This is a genomic window from Hahella sp. CCB-MM4 (assembly GCF_002260525.1).
GTDB lineage: Bacteria > Pseudomonadota > Gammaproteobacteria > Pseudomonadales > Oleiphilaceae > Hahella.
In genome coordinates this window covers 357994-379600 of record NZ_MRYI01000002.1, presented here as the reverse complement: position 1 = coordinate 379600, position 21607 = coordinate 357994, and the positions used below count along the sequence as shown (strand labels likewise).

Sequence of the window (21607 nt, the reverse complement as noted above, 5' to 3'; positions counted from 1 at the left end):
TCAACGACCTCCGTCTTTTGTCATCAAAGGTTGATAAAGGTCTGGGCGGCGATCTCGGAAGACACCCCAGGCGTGACGATGACCAGCCGTCTGGTCCAGATCAAAAGTATGTACCAGTACACCGGAATCTTTGCGATCAAACTCTTTGACCTTTTGACCGAATTCGTTAGCAATAAATGAAGAACCATAAAATTCGATGAATTGCTCTCCCTCGGTTTCCCTGCCGGTCCTGTTGGACGCAATCAATGGTGTAAGGTTGGCTGCGGCATGTCCCTGCTGGGTGAGCTGCCAATGATCCCTGGAATCGATGTCGGTGTCCTGGGGTTCGGATCCTATGGCGGTCGGATAGAACAGGAGTTCGGCACCCATCAATGCCATAGATCTGGCGGTCTCCGGGAACCACTGATCCCAACAGATACCCACACCAATACGGGCATAGGCTGTGTCCCATACACGGAATCCGGTGTCACCCGGAGTGAAATAGAATTTTTCAGAATAACCCGGGCCGTCCGGAATATGAGTCTTGCGATAAATGCCCAGGTTGGAGCCATCTGCATCAATAATCGCCACTGAATTATAGTAGGCGTTGTTGGCGCGCTCGTAGAAACTGATGGGTAACACCACCTGCAGTTCTCTGGCTATCTTCTGGAAATGAAGGATGGCAGGATTTTCACCGGCTGGAGTGGCAAATTGCAGATATTCCTCTTTCTGCTTCTGACAAAAATAGCAGCGCTCGAACAACTCTTGCAGGAGAATAATCTGGGCACCTTGAGCGGCGGCTTCCCGCACCAGCTTTTCGCCATTGGCAATATTGGTATCAACGTCCCAGCCACAACTCATCTGCGTGGCAGCTACAGTTACATTTCTCATGGTTTCTCCTGATAAGCCCCGTGACCGATGGTTCTCCGGGGCAAAAGTGATGTAAGTGGATTGTCCACGATTATATCAGCAGACCTTTAAGCTACGTTACTTCTTCCATGGTTCACAGATAAGGTAGCAACAGGCTGTATTCCAGCTCCGTAATCTGGTGCTCAAACAGTCGTACTTCAGACCATTTACAGAGACTGTAAATACGGAGGAACTCTTCGCCAAACCACGCTTTCAGCCTGTCGTCTTTTTCCATCGCGCGGAGGGCATCACGGGGGTTATCCGCCAAAGCAGGATGATCCTGGTCATAGGCGTTATTTTCTATCGGGGGCGGTGGCTCAATCTGGCTCATGAGCCCCTCACCGATTCCCGCCAGAACAATGGCAACGGCGAGATACGGGTTGGTGTCTGCGCCGCTCATACGGTGCTCAATACGAGTTGCTTTTACATCGCCGGAGGGAATTCGCAGTGCTGCTGTCCGGTTGTCATACCCCCAGGTTTTACTGGTGGGGGCAAAGGCGCCGGGTGCCAGGCGGCGATAGCTATTGATGTTGGGGCAAATCAGTGCCTGCACCGAGTCAGCCATATCCAGCAATCCACCCATAGCATGGCGCATGACGGGATGGCTCAGGGGATCATCGCAAGCCAATACATTGTTGCCGTCTTTATCCAGCAAGCTCACGTGAACATGGGTTCCGCTACCGGCTTCACTGATATAGGGCTTGGCCATGAAGGTCGCCTCCATACCATGCTTTTTGGCGACATGGCGGATGACACGTTTGAGTAACAACGCATGATCCGCTGCTGTCAGGGGATCGTTGACATAATTCAGGTTAACTTCGAATTGTGCCGGAGCATATTCAGCGATTACCGTATCTGCAGGAAGGTTCTGTGCGTGTGCGGTCTCAAGCACATCACGAATGAAAAAGTCATAATCGTCCAGGTCGTCCATTGAATAGACCTGCTTGGAGATCATGCGGCGTCCACTGACTGGGGAGATGGGGGGCTGCAGCGAGCCGTTTGCGTCTCTCTCCATATCCACCAGGTAAAACTCCAATTCGACGGCCACACCGAGGGAATAACCAAGGCTGTCGAATCTATCGATTACTCTTCGTAAGACTTGTCTGGGATCTGCCGGAAACGGGTTGATACCTTCCGCGTCAAACATGCTGACCAGTGCCTGGGCTCGGTCTTCGCCCTGCCAGGGAACGATCGCCAGAGTGCCGGGAACCGTATGACATATACGATCCTGGTCACCTTCAGCGGCGCCAAGTCCGGTTTCTTCCACCGTGGTGCCTGTAGCATCCAGGGCCATGACCGACCCGGGAAGGCAGAATCCCTGTGTGTAGACCTTTTCAAGCAGTTCTCTTTCGATACGTTTACCGCGAATGACACCGTTCAGATCACTGATTAGCAACTCTACGGTTTGGACTTCGGGATATTGTTCAAGGAATGCCGAGACTTCATCGATAGACATTTTATTCTACTCATTAAAATACAGGCTTCAGCGCCTGCGGCTTTTCATGTTTGACTGCGATACATGCAAATGGCTGGTGTCGCCAGGCCGTATGACGTGGATTACTCCAACCCACCCATACAGAGATATTTGATCTCCACATATTCGTCGATACCGTACTTGCTACCCTCTCGGCCCAGTCCCGATTCTTTGACACCGCCAAACGGTGCAACTTCGGTGGAAATGATCCCTTCATTAATGCCGATCATGCCGTATTCAAGCGCTTCCGAGACTCGCCATATCCGACCCATATCCCGGGTATAAAAGTAGGCGGCCAGTCCGAATGGAGTATCGTTGGCCATGCGAATGGCTTCGTCCTCAGTTTTAAAACGCAGCAGAGGAGCAACGGGGCCAAAAATTTCCTCGTTAAAAACCCGCATCTGTTCGGTAACGTCTGTCAGCACCGTCGGTGCGTGGAACAGGGCTCCGATGTCCGGACGTGGTCCACCGGTCAGCAATTGGGCACCCTTGGTGGTTGCGTCGTTGACCAGCTCAGTAACCTTATTGAGGGCGGCTGAATTAATTAGTGGGCCTTGTTCGGTGGCTTCGTCCAGGCCATTGCCAATTTGCATCTGGGCCACTTTTTCTGCCAGGGCTTTGGCGAACTTATCGTAGATGCCGTCTTGTACTAAAAAACGGTTTACGCAGACACAGGTTTGTCCTGTGTTACGGTATTTGGATGCAATTGCCCCTGTGACGACGGCATCAATATCCGCATCATCAAAAACAATAAAGGGTGCATTACCGCCTAACTCCATGGAGGCTTTCTTCACCGTGTCAGCGGCTTGTTTCAGCAATAGTTTTCCAACCGGAGTAGAACCAGTGAAGGAGACTTTTCTGACCAGAGGGTGTTGAGTCAGGACGGCCCCTACATCTTTACCATGACTGGCAGTGACCACATTAAATACACCATTGGGCAGACCCGCCTTTTCTCCCAGTTCAGCCAGAGCCAGTGCCGTTAGAGGAGTGGCTTCCGCAGGTTTGACGACTGCCGTACATCCGGCCGCCAGAGCCGGTGCACACTTGCGGGTAATCATTGCCAGGGGGAAATTCCATGGTGTAATGGCTGTGCTGACCCCAATGGGTTGTTTGATGGCCAGGATTCGACGATCACCTTTCGGTGGGGGAATGACGTCCCCGTAAACACGCTTGGCTTCTTCTGCAAACCATTCAACGAAGGAAGCGCCGTAGGCAACTTCTCCCAGGCTTTCTTTAATGGGCTTGCCGCATTCCATGGTCATGATTTTGGCGAGCTCAGTCTGGTTTTCCATGATCAGGTCAAACCACTTCCGAAGAATAATGGAGCGTTCCTTCGCCGTTTTTGCGCTCCAGGTAGCGAAAGCCCGGTGTGCGGCTTCGACAGCACGGGTGGCATCGTCTGCACTGCAATCTGCTACATCAGCGATTTGCTCGCCGGTGGCAGGATTAATAATGATGTAGGATTTTTGAGTGGAAGAGGTCGCCCAGGCGCCATCTATATAAGCCTGTTCGCGAATTTGCACAGTTGACACGATTTTCCCCCTTGTACGGAAAACTCAGACGTTTCCTGTACAGAAAAGTTGTTTTGCTGGAGCCTAGCTAAACCCATTCTGAGTAAATTCTCAAGTGTTTGTGAATAAAATATTTAACAAAATAGGGAGTAAATAGGCGTTAAGGGTCGTTTCGTGTATGAAATATTTTACAAAAGAGCGATTTCTTGTATTGTGTTAATTATTCTTTATGGTAATGTTGTAAAAAATAAACACTCAGTAAATGGGATCCAGACTGGCTCTGGAACCAGTAGAAAGCTGGATAAGAAAAGTCGTATATGTCTCGTAACTCCAAACCGCTCGTCGGTGTTATCAGTGACTTGAAAGTCGTACCTCCGCATCCGTTCCACATGGCGGGCGACAAATACCTTGCTGCCTTGGCGCAAGCTTCTCAGGTCGTACCTCTGGTTATCCCCGCAATGACTCAATGGATAGATGTTGCTGACTGGCTTGACCGAATGGATGGTATTTTCCTTCCTGGAGGTTATTCCATGGTGCACCCTTCTTTATATCAGCAGCAAATTTCTTCTGGAACGAGTGATCACGCCTACGACCAGCAACGCGATGCGTTAAGTTTGTCAGTCATTAAAGCCGCACTGGACCGAAACCTTCCATTGTTCGGTGTATGTCGAGGCTTCCAGGAAATGAATGTGGCGGCGGGTGGCACTTTGCTTCAAACGATCCATACTGTTGAAGAATTGGATGACCACCGCGAAAACAAGGAACTGACACTGGCAGAACAATACTCCGACGCCCATGAAGTGACACTGACCTCAGGCGGAGATTTGGAGCGGATCCTGGGTGTTTCCCGTATCAGGGTCAACTCCTTACACACCCAAGGGGTCGCGCAACTTGGCCGCAATCTGGCCATAGAGGCGACGGCCCCTGACGGATTAATCGAAGCCTTCCGAGTAGAAGGCGTCAGATTTGGCCTCGGAGTGCAATGGCACCCTGAATGGCAAGTGATGCAAAACCCCCAACAACGACAACTTTTTGAGGCATTCGGTGATGCGTGCAGAGCGTGACAACCGAATGGATAAACATGGAAAAGCTAGCGAAATGGCTTAAAGACAGACGTATTACTGAAGTCGAGTGTATTACCGCAGACCAGACCGGGATCGCGCGCGGTAAAATCATGCCGACCAACAAATTTATTGCCGAGCGGGGAATTCGACTGCCGGAAAGTGTCCTTCTGCAGACCGCTACCGGAGATTATCCTGACGACGAAGCCTACTACAGTATTCTGGATCCCAAAGATATTGATATGCTGCTGCGTCCGGATGAAAGGGCGGCCTTTATGGTTCCCTGGGCACTGGAGCCGACTGCGGTGGTCATCCATGATTGCTACGATGTGGACGGTGAGCTGATCACTTTGTCTCCGCGAGCAGTGCTGAAGCGGGTACTCGCCCTGTATACCGCAAAAGGCTGGAAGCCAATAGTGGCTCCTGAAGTGGAATTCTATCTTACCCAACGTTGTACTGATCCGGACTTGCCACTGGAACCCCCTGTAGGACGTTCCGGACGCAAGGAAAGTGGTCGTCAGTCTTTCAGTATTGATGCGGCGAACGAATACGACCCGATCATCGAAGACATCTATGATTGGTGTGAAGCCCAGGAACTGGACATTGATACCTTGATCCATGAAGAGGGCACCGCCCAGATGGAATTCAATTTCCGTCATGGAGATGCTCTGGAGCTGGCAGACCAGGTATTCATTTTCAAGCGTACTGTTCGTGAGGCTGCCCTAAAGCACAATATTGGCGCTACCTTTATGGCCAAGCCTATTACCGGCGAGCCCGGAAGTTCCATGCATATTCACCAGTCCCTGGTCGACGAGAAGTCCGGCAATAACCTGTTCTCCAATGAGGATGGCAGTGCGTCAGAATTGTTCCTGAACTATATCGGCGGGCTACAGAAATACATTCCCTTATTGATGCCGATGTTTGCCCCCAATGTGAATAGCTACCGGCGTTACCTGCCGGGAGCCGATGGTAACGCTCCGGTAAATATAGAATGGGGTGAGGAAAATCGTACTGTCGGATTGCGCGTACCCAGTTCACCTCCGGAGGCTCGTCGTGTGGAAAACCGGTTGCCTGGAGCCGATACAAATCCTTATCTATCGCTGGCTGCCAATCTGGCGGCGGGTTATTTGGGCATCGTTGAAGGTTTAAGTCCTCGCCCTGCCGTGTCAGGCCGTCGTGGAGAAGAGGCGGATCCGGATTTGCCGTTTAACCTCGAGGCTGCGTTGGTCGTAATGAGTGAGGCGGAGAATATCCGGGAGATATTCGGTGATCGCTTTATCGATGGGTTTATTGCAACCCGCTGGGCTGAATACGAAGGCTTCAAACGAGTTATCAGCTCCTGGGAAAGGGAATATCTGCTGGCGACCGTATAACGAATACACCCGGTGGCTAATGCCGGGTGAATATTCATCAATGAAAAACTACTTACGAAAATAATAGAGGTTGACATGACCCCCGAGGAAACAACCCGAGAGTGGCAAAAACAAGATGCCCGACACCATCTTCACCCGTTTTCTGACAGTGGTGCGTTGGCGGAGGAGGGCAGCCGGATTATTACCCGGGCAGAAGGCGTTCATGTTTGGGATAGTGAGGGACGGCGTTATCTTGATGCCTTTGCAGGACTCTGGTGTGTGAATCTGGGGTATGGGCGAAAGGAGCTGGTGGAAGCCGCTTCCCGCCAGATGCAGGAACTTCCTTATTACAATCTTTTCTTTAAATCCACCAACCCACCCGTCGTCGCTCTCTCCAAAGCTTTGGCCGAAATCGCACCTCCCCATATCAATCATACTTTCTTTACCGGCTCCGGTAGTGAATCCAACGACACCGTATTGCGTATGGTTCGCCGTTATTGGGATTTGAAGGGGCAGCCTGGCCGCAAGACGGTGATCGGGCGTATCAATGGATACCATGGTTCGACGGTCGCAGGTGCGAGTCTGGGTGGAATGAAACCCATGCATGAGCAAGGGGACCTTCCTATCCCCGGTATTGAACATATTTGCCAACCATACTGGTATGGCGAAGGGGGCGACATGAACCCTGAGGAATTCGGTCTTCATGCTGCCCGTGCCCTGGAAGAGAAAATCTTAGAGGTTGGTGAAGACAAGGTTGCGGCATTTATTGCTGAACCCATTCAAGGGGCTGGAGGCATTATCATTCCACCGGATTCTTACTGGCCCGAAATCCAGCGTATTGTGAAAAAGTATGGGCTTTTGCTGATCGTGGATGAAGTGATCTGCGGATTTGGTCGCACCGGAGAGTGGTTCGGTTCCGACTATTATCATCTGGAAGCCGACTTCATGCCTATCGCCAAAGGACTCTCATCCGGCTATTTGCCGATTGGGGGAGTCATGGTGTCAGATCGTGTCGCAGAGGTGTTTAAAGCCGAAGGAAAAGACTTCTTTCATGGCTTTACCTATTCCGGTCACCCGGTATGTGCGGCAGTAGCGCTGGAAAATCTGAGAATCCTGCGTGAAGAAAAAATTGTGGAGAAGGTGAAGCAGGAGACGGCACCCTATCTGCAGGAAAAATGGCAGACGCTGGCAGATCATCCACTGGTCGGGGAAGCCCGGGGAGTGGGAATGCTGGCAGCGATCGAGCTGGTCAAAAATAAAAAGACCCGGACCCGTTACTTCAGCGATCAGGCAGGAGGCGATGGAAAAGTGGGCACGATGTGTCGGGACGAGGCTCTGAAATTAGGGCTCATCCTGCGCGCAACGGGTGATACCATGCTGGTGTCGCCTCCGTTGGTCATTACAAAGGACGAGATAGATGAATTGGTTAGTCTGACGCGAAAAGCGCTGGACGCCACTCTGGTGCATCTTTCATAGTAATCACTGTGTGAACAGGTAAGATGTGAACCCGGTTTAAACGACACTTAATTAGTTCAGGCGTTAGACCTGAGAGCAGTACGGATGAAACTCGGAGGAGTGTAAAACCCTTATGAACAAGCTCAACAAACCTATCGCAGTCACGGCTCTTGTCGCAGCAATGACCACCGGCTTAACTGCCGAAGCGCGCGAAGTTCGTGTTTATAACTGGTCGGACTACATAGCCGAAGATACCCTGGCCAACTTTGAGAAGGAGACAGGGATTAAAGTGGTGTATGACGTGTTCGATTCCAATGAAGTGCTGGAAGCCAAGGTTCTGTCCGGTCAATCCGGATATGACGTTGTGGTGCCGACCAGCGACTACATGGCTCGTCATATTAAAGCCGGAGCTTATCAGAAACTGGATAAGTCAAAAATTCCGAACTGGAAGAACCTGGATCCGGAACTCCTGAAAAGCCTGAACAACTATGATGACGGAAACCAATATGGTGTTCCCTACGAGTGGGGAACCACCGGCGTTGGTTACAATGTCGCCAAAGTAGCCGAAGTGCTGGGAGAGGACGCAGACACCCTGATCGGTAGTTGGGATATGGTGTTCAAGCCGGAAAATCTGAAGAAGCTGAGTTCCTGCGGTGTATCCGTGCTGGATTCCGCCAGTGAAATCCTGCCGTTAGTGCTGCAATATCTCGAGCTTGATCCAAATAGCCTGAAACCCGGCGACTATGATAAAGCCGAGGAGCTGATGTTGAGTCTTCGCCCTTATATCACCTACTTCCATAGCTCACGCTATATATCCGATCTGGCGAACGGAGATATTTGTGTGGCCATCGGTTGGTCTGGTGATATCTTCCAGGCGGCAGCTCGTGCTGAAGAGGCGGAAAATGGTGTAGAGGTGGCATACTTCATCCCGAAAGAGGGAACCGCCATGTGGTCTGATATGATGAATATCCCCAAGGATGCCAAGAATGTTGAAGAAGCACACATCTTCATTAACTACATTCTGGATCCCAAGGTTTCTGCGAACATCACCAACTATGTCTGGTACGGCAACCCTAACAAGGCTGCGAGGGAATATATCGACAAGGAAATTCTGGACGATCCAGGCATCTTCCCACCTGCTGGGACTGAACTGTTCACCTTTGCGGTACTTCCCAACAAGATCGAAAGGTTGATGAGCCGTACCTGGACCAAGATCAAGTCTGGTCAATAAAATCTCAACTTATCAATTGTATTGATATCTGGGTAAATCTGCGGGGGTTCCTCCCCCGCAGACTGGCCACAGAGTTTCAGTTTTAAAATCACGCTGTTCAAACGACATAGCTGTTCAAATGAAAAAATAATGGGGAGTTCTGATGGCCATCGCAGCCGGTGCCCGCAAGAATCAAAAGGTGAATGAAGCAGAACATGAAACTCTGCTGAGTATCCGTAATATCACCAAATACTATGATGAAGCTCTTGCGGTAGACAACGTATCCCTGGATATCCGTAAAGGTGAGATCTTTGCCTTGTTGGGAGCTTCCGGTTCGGGTAAATCCACTTTACTTAGAATGTTGGCAGGATTTGAGCAGCCGACCCAAGGCAATATTATTCTGGACGGCGCCGATATCACCCGACTACCTCCCTATCAGCGCACCATCAATATGATGTTTCAGTCTTATGCGCTGTTTCCTCATATGACCGTTGAGCAGAATCTGGCCTTTGGTCTGAAACAGGACAAACTCCCCAAAGATGAGATCAGGGAACGTGTAGAGCGGATGTTGAAGCTGGTGCACATGGAAAAATATGCCCGCCGCAAGCCTCATCAGTTGTCTGGCGGTCAGCGCCAGCGTGTTGCCCTGGCCCGAAGCCTGGCCAAACAGCCGAAACTGTTGCTGTTGGACGAGCCCATGGGAGCCCTGGATAAGAAACTGCGTACTGAAATGCAGCTTGAAGTGGTGGACATTCTTGAAAATGTGGGGGTGACCTGTGTCATGGTAACCCACGATCAGGAAGAGGCGATGACCATGGCGGACCGTATTGCCATCATGGATGAAGGTTTCATCCAGCAGGTGGGATCGCCAGTGGATGTCTATGAGAGCCCAACCAGCCGCATGGTGGCTGAATTTATCGGGTCGGTGAATATATTTGAGGGCAGCATCCAGGATGACGAGGAAGATCATATGACCCTCAACTCACCGGATCTGGATGCCCTGATCTACATCGGCCATGGTGTGAGTAGTGGGATCGACGAGCGCAAAATGTTGTTTGCTTTGCGCCCTGAAAAAACGCTGATGACTGTCGACAAACCGGATCAGGAATTCAACTGGTCCAAGGGCAAGGTGCATGATATTGCCTATTTAGGTGGTCACACTGTCTATTACGTGGAGCTTGCCAGTGGCAAGGTAGTGCAGTGCTTCCTGGCGAACACCGTTAGACGGGCTGAGCGTCCGACATGGGAAGATCCTGTCTACATTCATTGGGCCGCCGATAGCGGTGTTGTATTGCGTTCTTAACCGAAACGGTATCGTCGCTATGAGTAAACTGGATCTATCACGTATGTTGCCGGGAGGAAAACGCTGGATTATTAGCGGCCCTTATTTATGGCTCCTGATTTTCTTCCTGCTGCCCTTTATTTTTGTACTAAAGATTTCTTTTGCCGAGGCAGAGCTGGCTATTCCTCCATACTCCTCGATGTTCCAGTGGACCGAGGATGCCCTGAGTATCACGTTGAGTTTTGCCAATTACATCTGGCTCACGGGAGATGAGCTTTATGTGGTGGCCTATTGGAACTCTATCAAGATGGCGTTCTTTTCGACGTTATTCTGCCTGATACTCGGATACCCCATGGCCTATGCCATCGCCAAAGCTCCCCCGCACCTGCAAACCACATGGCTGCTCTTGGTGCTCTTACCCAGTTGGACTTCTTTTCTCATCCGCGTTTATGCCTGGATGGGCTTGCTCAAGAATAACGGCATTATTAACGGTGTATTGATGTGGGCAGGTATCGTGGACGAACCTATCCAGATGCTGAATACCAACTTTGCAGTCTATGTGGGCATTGTTTATTCCTATTTGCCGTTCATGGTATTGCCTCTATACGCCAACCTGGTGAAGCATGACCTGACGCTAATTGAGGCCGCTTATGACCTGGGAGCCCGAAAGTGGGGAAGTTTCTTCAAGATCACGCTACCACTGTCAAAGAATGGAATTATCGCCGGTTCCATGTTGGTGTTTATTCCGGTCGTCGGGGAGTACGTTATTCCTGAGCTCCTTGGGGGAACGGAAAGCATCATGATCGGTAAAGTCTTATGGCAGGAGTTCTTTAATAACCGCGACTGGCCGGTGGCCTCAGCCCTGGCGACCATCATGATTGGAATCCTGATTATTCCGATTGCCCTGTTCCACCGCTATCAGAACAAGGAGAGCCAGTCATGATTGAAGAAACAGCCAAAGGTAAACGTTTTAGCCTGAGCAACGGCGTATTCTGGCTTGGAATCTTCTTTCTGTATGCTCCGATGCTGGTACTGATTGTCTATTCATTTAACGAATCCCGACTGGTCACAGTTTGGTCAGGCTGGTCAGTAAAATGGTACGTTGAGTTGTTTGATGACCAGCAGCTGATGAGTGCTGTCATGAGGTCCCTGGAAGTAGCATTTTACTCTGCCTCGGCGGCGGTGGTATTGGGACTGTTTGCGTCAATTGTCATCGTTCGGTTCCACAAGTTTCGGGGGCGAATGTTGTTTTCAGGAATGATTACCGCACCTCTGGTTATGCCGGATGTCATTATTGGCCTATCCATGCTGCTGCTGTTTGTCGCCATGGCACAAATTGTCGGTTGGCCGGCGGAAAGGGGATTGTTGACGGTATGGATTGCGCATACGACGTTCTGTCTTGCCTATTCAACGGTGGTTATCAGCTCGCGACTGCGGGAAATGGATCAGAGCCTGGAAGAAGCTGCGCTTGACTTGGGAGCTACGCCGGTAAGAGCTTTCCTGAAGGTAACTTTGCCTATTATATCTCCCGCTGTATTGTCTGCCTGGTTGCTGTCTTTTACCTTGTCTCTGGACGATGTCGTTATTGCAAGTTTCGTCACCGGCCCGGGGGCGACGACTCTGCCGATTGAAGTCTTCTCATCCGTCAGGCTCGGTGTTACGCCGAAAATCAACGCACTGGCTACCATTATCATTGTGTTGGTGTCCCTGGTAGCGTTTGGAAGCTGGTATTTTACCCGCAGGCTGGAGCAAAGTCGGCAGACCCATTAAAGGTCTTAATGATGCACGGAAACGGTGATGCGTCTCCGTGCATTTACGGGGTTTTCAAACTCAAAAATGGCGACTACAGTAGGTAGGTTAAATGTAGTTTATTTGATGTAAGGATTTCATGTCGCCAGCCCCTCTCAAATCGTCTATTTTCGGTATTGTCGCACCGCTGATCAGCTTGGTGACCTATTCCGTTGGTCATGGCTTGCTGAGTACTCTTGTCACTGTCCGTCTATCGGCGGAAGAAGTGTCCCCTCAATGGATTGGTTTTGTTTCTGCCGCCTATTTTGCCGGCTTGATTGCCGGAACGTTCATTAATACCAAGTTAATTCTTGGGGTGGGACACATCAGGGCCTATGCTGCTTATGCATCGATATTGGCGAGTACGTCTCTGCTGTTCGGACTGGCAGTGTATCCGGAGTTTTGGCTATTCCTGAGATTGATCGGTGGTTTCGCGACAGGTGGACTCTTTGTCGTGATTGAATCGTGGTTAATGGCGTCCACTTCCGCCAAAGTTCGCGGCCAGGTTCTGGGTGTCTATATGGTCCTTCTCTATGCTGCCATGGCTGGAGGGCAGATGATTCTCAAGTGGGTGGATATCATGATGTTGATCCCATTCGCTCTTGCGGCACTGGCAGCGTCGCTCTCGGTCATTCCTCTTTCGCTTCTGAAAAGTCAGTTACCTGAGATTGAAGATCATGGCAGGCTGCCTTTTAAGAGGCTGTTTAAGCTTACTCCGTCCGGGGTAATGGCTAGTTTTTGCGGTGGCCTGCTGTTGGGGGTGGTCTACGGACTGTTGCCTCTGTTCTTTTCTTCCGTCGGGTACGATGTCGGAGACACCGCCAATATGATGGCGGTCGTTATTGTTGGGGGTATGTGTATGCAGTATCCCCTTGGACGCATCTCTGACCGATATGATCGGCGTATGGTGATCGCCTTTCTATTCGGACTAACGATGGTCTTGGCTACGGCGTTTATCTGGATGAATGCCATCGATAATCAATGGATGACGGCCGTATTTATATTTCTGTTCGGGGGTGTCATGTTTTCGATTTACCCGATCAGTCTCAGCCATGCATGTGATGAGCTGCCTCCTGAGCAGGTTATCAATGGGAATCAGGGCGTTTTGTTAAGTTACAGCCTAGGCGCGATGATCGGACCAATGCTTGCTCCCTGGTTTATGTCTGTTCGCGGCCCGATGGGAGTTTTCGTGTATTTTACGACGGTTTCAGCGTTGATCGTTGTTTACCTTCTGTGGCGTAGAACGGTCAGAAGCCCAGTTCCAATTGAAGCGCATAACACTTTTACCGCTACAGTGCCGACATCTCCATTGATTGCTGAAATGGATCCAAGGGGTGACCCGGAAATCGAAACAACCATGGCCAGTCATGATGAGTCAGAGAATGCGGACCAAGAGGTGGCGGCGCCATCCAAAGATGGAGACGAAGTAGCGGAAAGAACCAGGGAAGACTAAGTTAAAATGTAATAGATCCGTTCCGGAAGGCCGGAACGGATCTATATGTAGAAGCTCATCTCTGATCTAAGCTGTACTTGCTCACCAGCTTAATTTTGATCGCCAAACATGCCGTTCAGAAGGCTCAGCAATGGCATAGAGGCAAAGATATTCAACGTAAACATTGCTTTTAACCCTTCAGCAATGCTGAAGTCGCTTTGTGCTCCTTTGGTTGCATTCAGATCCTGCTGAGTAACCTCTCTGAGGTTAAGTCCATCCATCACCATCCAGCCTTTTCCTTCGGTATTCTCATAAAGGCTCAGACCGTCTCCGGTAAAGGTATCCAACAGAGTGCCTGCTTTACCTTGCTCGATGCTCATATCGCCAATCTTGTTCTGATCAAGTCCTTTGACAACGATGGAGTCATTACCATTTGTAATGGTTAATTGACTGGATAGAGTCATCTTTTCGTTCTTGGCATAGGGCGTGGTATTGATGGTGATTTTGGTGCCACCTTCAAGGTTGAGGGTGAGGGTTCCCCAAAAATCCATATCTGTTTTGCCGTCGCCGTCAACATCGAAATGAGGGTCGCCCCAAATACGGGACTTTTCTCCCGTTTCCTTGTTGGTGATCCAGATTTCAGAATGTTTTTCGTTAAGGCTCAGTGTGTGTGAACCAAGATCGATCTCCGCCTTGCTGCCGTCCTGTTGAACGCTCCAGTTGTTGGTTTCAACTGGGTTTGGGAAATGAGGGCAAGGGCAATCGGGTTGCTGTGCCTGTTGAAGAGCATCATAGATGGCATGAGCCTCACAGCGGCTGATTCTACCGTCGCAGGTAGCCAGACTCACCATGCTCATCAACTCCTGACGTTCCCCGGAATCCAGCTTGGACAGATCGGCATTCTGGAAAGCACCGGATAGCGCATCACGGTTGAAGCTTGGCTGGCAGTTATCCAGCATACCTTCAATACGATTTGAGAAAATCGCGTCAGGACTGGGAAAACACCCCCCTGGAGAAGGTTGGTAGCAACCGCCTGCAGCAATCCCCATTATGCAATTCAATAATGGGTTGCCCTGCATTTTATCGCAGTTGATTTGGGGAAATGGCCAGAAGTTGTTAATACAACCTTTTCCTTTATCGTCAAACTGGCTAATCATGTCCAGAATCGCACGGGTTTCTGAGCCACTGAGCTGGGCGTCACCCGTAAAAGACTTTAATGTCGTGAGGATCGCGCTACGCTCCTTGATTGAAAGGCTGGCGCTGTCGACGGCGCTAAGTGCGCATTCAACCATGGCGGAGTTCCAGCCTTCGGCTTTATCAAGTGCTTTATCTGCTGCTTTATCAAAACTGGCGGGGTTCTTTGCCGCATTTTCAATGGATGAACCGCCGAGTTTAAAGCCGGCTTTGTCACCAAATCCCTGCCCAAAAAGGGTAAATATAGGGTGCTCTTCACCGAAGGATTTGATCATCTCTGATAGAGTACCGGCGTCCTGTTTGCGGATGTAGTGATCCCCTGCCATTTCCTTCAACGTGGTCAGAATGGCTGTCCGCTCAGTTTTGGAGAGCGAACTCAAGTCAACAGAACTCAGTGCATCCATCACCTCATTCTTATTCTTACCAAAGGTATCATTCATGATTCCTTTAACTTCATTATTAAAGCTGGCGTTAGCCATTGATTCTCTAGCAATATTAAACAAACCGCTCATCTTTTGGCTCCTGTTCTAACTAGTCCCTTTGATATTAAAAGTCACTTAATCATCGCTGAATGTGTATCGACTTATGCTGGCAAAGCTCCCGTTATTTCACAGTGAAGAGGGGCCTATTCCTATCGGTGCGTTCCCTAGCTAGGGCTGACCCTGATAAGGGGTGGGAGGATTTAATATCCTGATTTTCAATGCTCCTAGGGCAAGCACTAGCTGGGGATGGACCTAATAGTAAGCCTGCAATTAACACGTCACACTTCTTGCGACCTTTTGTGTGGTTTGTGCTATAGCGCTGATGAGTTGTTAGTGCTGATCAGTTGATATCGAATGAATCACCAACCTGATAGTAATGAGCTTCGTGAGAATCGAAGTCGATCAAATGTGATGTAAATAAGAGGAGATTATTATGGATGGGGCAGGTGGAGTTGGCGGTGCCGGCGGCGCTGGTGGAGCAGGTGGAGGTGTCGGTGGAAACGATGGTGGCCATGATAGTGGAATGGGCGATGCGGGTGTAGGTGGTGTCGGTTCGGGTACCGGTACTGGCGCTAACGATGCTGCCAATGAGGCGGCCGAAGCTGCTGCAGCGGCAAATACCGCTTCTCCTTCCAGTGTGGCAGAAGCCGTCAAAGATGCGATCGATGCTGTTACTGATGCTATTGGTAAAGCGGCGGCAGCAGTAGGGGCTGCAGTGGCAGAGGCCGTTACGGACTTGACCGGAAGCAAAGCCCTGGGCGAGGCTATCGGAGCAGTCGTTGAGAAAGTAACTGAAGTGGCTTTGACGGGAGTTTTAACCGGTAGTCCTGTAGGGTCTCTGGCTGCTCTTGGTAAGTCGATGATGGGGCAGGTTGCCATGGATATGGCGCTCGGTTTTTCGATGGATGCCATTGATAATCTGGGGTTGTCTAAAGAAATGACCGATCTGGCAAAACTCGGTGTGCAGGCTGGATTTGGTAAGCAATTGGATGCCTTTGATGCGACCACCAAGGCAATGGAAACTATTGGCAAGACCATGGGGGTTGCTGAGGTAGGCAACTTGGCCCGGGAGCTGGGTGACCTCAAGGAAACTGCAATCAACGAGGCAAAAGATAAATTCGGCAAGATGGCTGGAGAAAAAGCTGGTGCAATTGCTGGTAATGCAGTTGAAAGTGTCTTTGATGGTCAGCGTCCAGATGTCGTAGGGCAGGTGAAAGACGCCGTTAAGGACCACTTGGAGGATAAAGCTAAAGAGGCCATTGGTTTCTAAAGTCATGGGTAGCGGTTGATGGACTGTACTCAGCCGTTGCCTTTCCTATTCGACTGATTTATTAATCCACGCCCTGCCTATTATCGTCTCTCGTTTATCTAATAGATGCCGTTTTTCCAGTGGCATCTGGCCTTTCTATGTAAACCTTCTGATTTCTTTCCTTCTTGAGTTTGTTGGGCGCTAAATCAAATTGTATAAGACGAAATCATTGAGGACTTTGAGGTACCTGATTGTCGTCTACTACCTAGGACAACAATCAGGTGTGGAGCGGTAAATCAGCCGAATAATATGTCGAGACCACGACCACCGTTCAGGCGGTCATTCCCTGAGCCTCCAACGATAAAGTCATTACCTCGGTTCCCTGAAATTCTATCGTTACCTGCACCGCCAAAAATCGTGTCATTACCACGATTTCCGTGAATGTGATCGTTGCCCGATCCTCCGGTAATAAGGTCGTCACCGCGGCCACCGCTGATTCGATCATCGCCAGAACCGCCATGGATACTGTCGTCGCCATTATTGCCGTGGATATGGTCGTTGCCTGAACCACCAGTGATGAAGTCATCGCCACGCCCCCCGCTGACCCAATCATTACCGGAACCACCATGGATATGGTCGTTGCCCCGGTTTCCGTGAATGTGATCATTTCCGGACCCTCCGATAATATCATCATCGCCACGGCCTCCACTGATGCGGTCGTTACCAGAACCACCAAGAATGACATCATTGCCAAAGCCGCCGCTAATTCTGTCATTGCCGGAGCCGCCGTGGATGAGATCATTTCCGCGGCCGCCTTTTATACTGTCGTTACCAGAGCCGCCAAGAATGACGTCATGGCCACGTCCGCCGTCGATTTTATCGTTGCCGGCACCTCCGAGGATCACATCATTACCACGGTCGCCTTTGATACGATCATTGCCGGAGCCACCGTGAATGACATCATCACCGCGACCGCCTTTGATTTTATCGTTGCCAGAGCCACCAAGAATGACGTCATGGCCACGCCCGCCATCGATTTTATCGTTGCCAGCGCCTCCGAGGATCACATCATTACCACGGCCGCCTTTGATACTGTCATTGCCGGAGCCACCGTGAATGACATCATCACCGCGACCGCCTTTGATATTATCGTTGCCTGAACCTCCAAGAATGTCATCATTGCCACGTCCACCATCGATCTTGTCGTTGCCGGAACCACCGAGAATGACGTCATCTCCGTTGCCGCCTTTGATACGATCATTTCCAGAACCACCGGAGATGACATCGTTTCCCGCACCCCCATCGATTTTATCGTTACCGGAACCGCCGTTAATATGCTCGTTTCCAAAGCCGCCTTGGATAGAGTCATTTCCAGAACCGCCATTGATCGTGATATTTGGCTGACTAAATAATGCGAAACCGGAACTGGTTACTTTGTCGTTTCCTGAGCCTGCATGGATATGGAGGTTTTTCGCTTGCTCCTGGGTGAAGTGATATTTCTCCCCATTGACTGTCACGTCAACTGATCCGTTGAGATTGGTGTGAATATTGATGTTGTCGTTGCCGGCCCCGGCGTGGAGGTGATATTCGGTCTGCCCAAAACATCCGCCTGGTTTTACTGAAACAGTTGCCTCTTTTCCAGGAAAAGGGCAGCAACAATTCATACTAGTATTTGCACCGTTTAATTGCATATCGGTACTCTCCCTATACGGTTAAATTGAAAAGTTCTTTGAGAATAGAAACTACTTCTCAATAGAGGATTAGAGCATCCGCAACAAGTTGAAACTATTGGGGAGCGCCCTAAATAGGGAAGGCCCTAGGAGCTTGGTATGTATGACATAGGGAGAGCTGACTTGTGCGACCAGGATCTTCGGTCATTGTGTCCATGTCGGCATATCAAAAACGCAGGTAGGCGAGGGTTTACTTTTCTTATAGTGCTTAATCGCTATCGCCTATTGATTCCGATTCCAGATATAGAGTCTGCATTTATAGTAACGGCACACATAAGTGGGTAACGCGCAGTCACGGGAATCTCTCTGCCAAGGTCATTTCTACTTAAAATTTCATGCAGCAATTAAACTTGTATTGTTCAGTATTGGGTCGTTCTCTCAGAAACTATGCGGATGAAAGGTGGGAGATCTTGCAGGCTGTCAACAGCGCCAGGAAAAGGGTAATAACACTTCTTATTGATGTTACTTGTACCACTAAATATATAGGTGCTTAGGGATAGTCTGAATAAACCTATACCTAACGCCACTCCATTGCCCCAGACACGCAAATGTGGGAGAAACTGTTGGTATTACCAATCCTTTGTTTTAAAGGAAAAGCTTCCTCCGTATCTGGTTCTGAAGTTAAATCCACTCTTTTTGCATCTGACCTGATGATGTAAATGAAAGGGCACCCCTCTCCAGTTGGAGCTTCCTTGCATTTTCAAAGAAAGCAAGATAACGCCCATCTGGTGACCAGGCAGGCAATGCTTCAGGCTTAGTAGACACAGTTAATCGCGTCAGACCGGAGCCGTCCATATTCATAACATGGATATTCTGCTGGCTTTCAGTGGAGAGCGTAAAAGCCAATCTCTGTCCGTCTCTACTTACAGTTACATTATGTGGGCGGTATTGAAAAGCATTGATGACTTGAGGTTGATTGGTTGTCCTAGGATCAGCAGCAAAAATAGTATTACCGGTTGCAATGATTAGTCGTCCATCAGGATGCCAGGCAAAACTGTCGATATCATCCTGTGAGCTGGAGTAATCGGTAATTATTTCCCCTTGTCGATTATAAACTGTGACATTGGAAACATAACCCGTCGTTTTAGTCATAATGGCGACTAATTTGTCGTCAGGCGAAATTAATGGAGGTGACCAAAAACCATCGCTATCAGACTTTATGGAATTGCCCGTGATATTTCCCTCAAAATCCATAATCGTGACTACTTGGGCGTCTAAAAATGTTGATGGAGGATCTGTCCTCATTGCGGGCTCTGATCCATTGTAAGACAGGGCGATAAGTTCCGTCTCTTGTGTGGTAATAACCCTCTCTTCGCTGCTAGATATATCGAGCTCTAGAAACTCTCCCCCATCACCGTAGTATATCTTACCGGTCAGGTGATGATTAATTGATGATGCGTTGCTGGTACTATTATCTGTGCCTTCGTTTTCTTGGCTGGGGCCTGTGCCACCGTCACCACAGGCGTTAAGAAAAACAAGAAAAGGAAATAGTATCAATCGAGTTAAGAAGTATATAGTGAAACCCCTTTGATTAAACAAAGTGATTTCTTTGAGGAGTTGCAGCCGCAAAACTTACCTCCAATCCATCCCCGCAAATACACAAACTCGGGTACGGAGGTTATTGCTCAATGTTACTAATGGAAAAGCTTTATTTGTATTGGGTTCAGAAGATATATCTACTTCTGTTAAGTCTGAGTTAACGATATATATATAAGCGCATTTGCCGTAATCTGAGTCATATCTGGTATATGCGTCTTCAAGAAAGGCAATGTGTTTTCCGTCAGGAGACCATACCGGGACTGCCTCGGGCTTGTCAGACTTGGTCAGTCGTCTCAAACCAGAGCCGTCAATATTCATGACGTATACATTCTGTTCAGACTCAGTTGCAAGTGTGAAAGTCAATTGTTGCCCATTCCTACTTGCGGAAATAAAATGCGGATTATGGGCTAACTTTGCAATAACTTTCGGTTGATTTGTTGTTGTAGGGTCAACTGAAAATATTGTGTTGCCTGTGGCAATTACCAGTCGGCCATTAGGAAGCCAGGTAAAACTATCTAACTCCGTCTGGCTGCTAGAGTAGTCTGTGACCATTTCACCTTGTCTATTGTAGATTGCAAGGGTGTAACTGCCGGCAGCCCGCAGTAGCACCGCCACTAATTTATCATCAGGAGATACTAATGGCTCGGAATCAAAACTTCCGCTTCCGCTACTGATTGTTTCATTGGTAATCTCACCCTGAAAGTTTTTAATTGTTACGTAATCAGTATATCCACCGTAGCTATCTCTTCTCAACGCGTACTCAGATCCGCTATAGGATATTGCAATTAATTCACTTTCTTCTGAGCTAAATACTCTCTTCTTACCGGTACTAATGTCCAGCTCCATAAAATCGCCGGTACCACCGAAATATATTTTGCCGGTCAATCCCCTATTGGTTTCAGAAGTATTTCCCGCATCGCTATCTGGGTTGCTGTTTTGGCTTGAATTGCTTCCCCCACCGCCGCAAGCACTAAGAAAAACTATCAAAACGGGTAATATAGAGCGATGCAGAAAGGCTATAAGTAATTTGTCCATTAGTATTCCTAATAGGTTCGATTGCCTTTTGAATTCATTGTCAATGAGTGCTGTAGATATTAGGTTATTAGTGGTCGCCATAAAACCTAGGGTTGTTACTAGGTTTTCACCTGTTTATGTCTGAGGCTGATTAGAGTGAACATGAAAATCCCCGCATTTTGCGGGGACGCCAAAGTATTGGAGTGTTCCCCTCAAAAGAGGGGGAGGTAGTTTTACCCTTTCTGAGCTATGTTTGAAATACCCTGGCCCAGTGTTTTTATTACGTTTGAAGTGGTTTGTGAAATGATATTGAACATTTGCGATTGCGCTTGGAACTCAGAATTCGCAGTCATAAAGTCTTGGGCTTGATCTTTCATTGCTTGGTCATATTCGGCCTTCGCTTCGTCTGATGCGCCTTTTCCAGGGGCCTTCATATTATCCAAGCGAGAGTTAATTTCATGCATGTCATTAGCTTTTTCAAGCATCTCCCCTGCTCTCTGGCCTACCATTTCACCTAAGCTGCGCGCTAGAGCAATAAGCCAATTGCCCTCTTTGTCGTCTTTACCTTTTCCCTTACCTTGCTCAAGCATCATACCTGATAAATCGATAGACGCATCATTACATTTATGCTCGGATGAAGCTGCTTCGAAAGGCGATTGTTGGTGAAGTCCTTCGATCACTTCTCCGATATTTTGGATTCCACCAGGAATATCACCGATAGCAAAGTGAGCCGCTGACTGTGCTGTATCGATTAATGACTGAGGAAGCCCTAACTTCTCGCCTGCCATTTGGAGAGCGTTATCCAGAATCCCGCTTGCAATGCTGGCAAACATATTGCCTTTGCCAATACCGCCAATTGATTCTGCAACTTTTGATACTGCGCTAAAAGGATTCAAACCACCAAAACTAAGTCCCATTTTATTTCTCCTAATTCATTTCTCAATTA

17 protein-coding genes are annotated in these 21607 nt (G+C 49.1%); 9 read left to right on the top strand and 8 right to left on the bottom strand.

Going from position 1 to position 21607, the window contains the following annotated elements; all coding sequences use genetic code 11:
• The 3 genes from aguB to BTA51_RS05280 all read right to left on the bottom strand — a co-directional run bounded on the left by aguB (position 1) and on the right by BTA51_RS05280 (position 3894).
• Positions 1-870: an N-carbamoylputrescine amidase gene (gene aguB / locus BTA51_RS05290; RefSeq protein WP_094706376.1), complete on the bottom strand. Its 870-nt coding sequence runs from the start codon at positions 868-870 to the stop codon at positions 1-3.
• Positions 871-982: 112 nt separating this feature from the next.
• Complete coding sequence (locus BTA51_RS05285; RefSeq protein ID WP_094706375.1) at positions 983-2344, bottom strand: glutamine synthetase family protein; 1362 nt, start codon at positions 2342-2344, stop codon at positions 983-985.
• 101 nt (positions 2345-2445) lie between these two features.
• On the bottom strand, positions 2446-3894 hold the full coding sequence (locus BTA51_RS05280) for an NAD-dependent succinate-semialdehyde dehydrogenase (RefSeq protein ID WP_094706374.1): 1449 nt from the start codon (positions 3892-3894) through the stop codon (positions 2446-2448).
• A 296-nt stretch (positions 3895-4190) separates the two neighbouring features.
• On the opposite strand from BTA51_RS05280, the gene BTA51_RS05275 reads away from it, so the two are divergent.
• From BTA51_RS05275 to BTA51_RS05240, 8 genes are all read left to right on the top strand, one after another.
• Positions 4191-4937 carry a gamma-glutamyl-gamma-aminobutyrate hydrolase family protein gene (locus tag BTA51_RS05275; RefSeq protein WP_094706373.1) on the top strand — a complete coding sequence of 249 codons (747 nt, stop codon included), beginning with the start codon at positions 4191-4193 and terminating at the stop codon, positions 4935-4937.
• Positions 4938-4954: 17 nt separating this feature from the next.
• Positions 4955-6307 carry a glutamine synthetase family protein gene (locus BTA51_RS05270; protein ID WP_094706372.1) on the top strand — a complete coding sequence of 451 codons (1353 nt, stop codon included), beginning with the start codon at positions 4955-4957 and terminating at the stop codon, positions 6305-6307.
• Between the two features lie 75 nt (positions 6308-6382).
• Positions 6383-7762, top strand: a complete 1380-nt coding sequence (locus tag BTA51_RS05265) for an aspartate aminotransferase family protein (protein WP_094706371.1) — start codon at positions 6383-6385, stop codon at positions 7760-7762.
• 112 nt (positions 7763-7874) lie between these two features.
• Complete coding sequence (locus BTA51_RS05260; RefSeq protein WP_094706370.1) at positions 7875-8972, top strand: extracellular solute-binding protein; 1098 nt, start codon at positions 7875-7877, stop codon at positions 8970-8972.
• Between the two features lie 142 nt (positions 8973-9114).
• A complete protein-coding gene (potA, locus tag BTA51_RS05255; RefSeq protein WP_094706369.1) occupies positions 9115-10254 on the top strand; it encodes a polyamine ABC transporter ATP-binding protein in 1140 nt (379 codons plus the stop codon).
• 19 nt (positions 10255-10273) lie between these two features.
• Positions 10274-11176, top strand: coding sequence for an ABC transporter permease subunit (locus BTA51_RS05250; RefSeq protein WP_094706368.1), 903 nt, complete (start codon positions 10274-10276; stop codon positions 11174-11176).
• Entirely contained in the window at positions 11173-12003 is an 831-nt protein-coding gene (locus BTA51_RS05245) for an ABC transporter permease subunit (RefSeq protein WP_094706367.1), read from the top strand. Before BTA51_RS05250 ends, BTA51_RS05245 begins: the two co-directional genes overlap by 4 nt.
• Positions 12004-12121: 118 nt before the next feature.
• Entirely contained in the window at positions 12122-13474 is a 1353-nt protein-coding gene (locus BTA51_RS05240; RefSeq protein ID WP_094706366.1) for an MFS transporter, read from the top strand.
• 89 nt (positions 13475-13563) lie between these two features.
• Here BTA51_RS05240 and BTA51_RS05235 read toward each other — a convergent pair whose 3' ends face one another.
• Positions 13564-15159: a DUF1521 domain-containing protein gene (locus BTA51_RS05235; RefSeq protein WP_094706365.1), complete on the bottom strand. Its 1596-nt coding sequence runs from the start codon at positions 15157-15159 to the stop codon at positions 13564-13566.
• 403 nt (positions 15160-15562) lie between these two features.
• Here BTA51_RS05235 and BTA51_RS05230 point away from each other — a divergent pair, with 403 nt between their 5' ends.
• Positions 15563-16399 (top strand): hypothetical protein, encoded by an 837-nt coding sequence (locus tag BTA51_RS05230; RefSeq protein WP_094706364.1) that lies wholly within the window; start codon positions 15563-15565, stop codon positions 16397-16399.
• A gap of 275 nt (positions 16400-16674) precedes the next feature.
• On the opposite strand, the gene BTA51_RS05225 is transcribed toward BTA51_RS05230, so the two are convergent.
• From BTA51_RS05225 to BTA51_RS05210, 4 genes are all read right to left on the bottom strand, one after another.
• A complete protein-coding gene (locus BTA51_RS05225; protein ID WP_168188072.1) occupies positions 16675-18042 on the bottom strand; it encodes a calcium-binding protein in 1368 nt (455 codons plus the stop codon).
• 687 nt (positions 18043-18729) lie between these two features.
• Positions 18730-19677 carry a PD40 domain-containing protein gene (locus BTA51_RS05220; protein ID WP_094706362.1) on the bottom strand — a complete coding sequence of 316 codons (948 nt, stop codon included), beginning with the start codon at positions 19675-19677 and terminating at the stop codon, positions 18730-18732.
• A 3-nt stretch (positions 19678-19680) separates the two neighbouring features.
• A complete protein-coding gene (locus BTA51_RS05215; RefSeq protein WP_168188071.1) occupies positions 19681-20682 on the bottom strand; it encodes a PD40 domain-containing protein in 1002 nt (333 codons plus the stop codon).
• A gap of 212 nt (positions 20683-20894) precedes the next feature.
• Positions 20895-21578 carry a hypothetical protein gene (locus BTA51_RS05210; protein WP_094706360.1) on the bottom strand — a complete coding sequence of 228 codons (684 nt, stop codon included), beginning with the start codon at positions 21576-21578 and terminating at the stop codon, positions 20895-20897.
• Positions 21579-21607 lie beyond the last annotated feature (29 nt).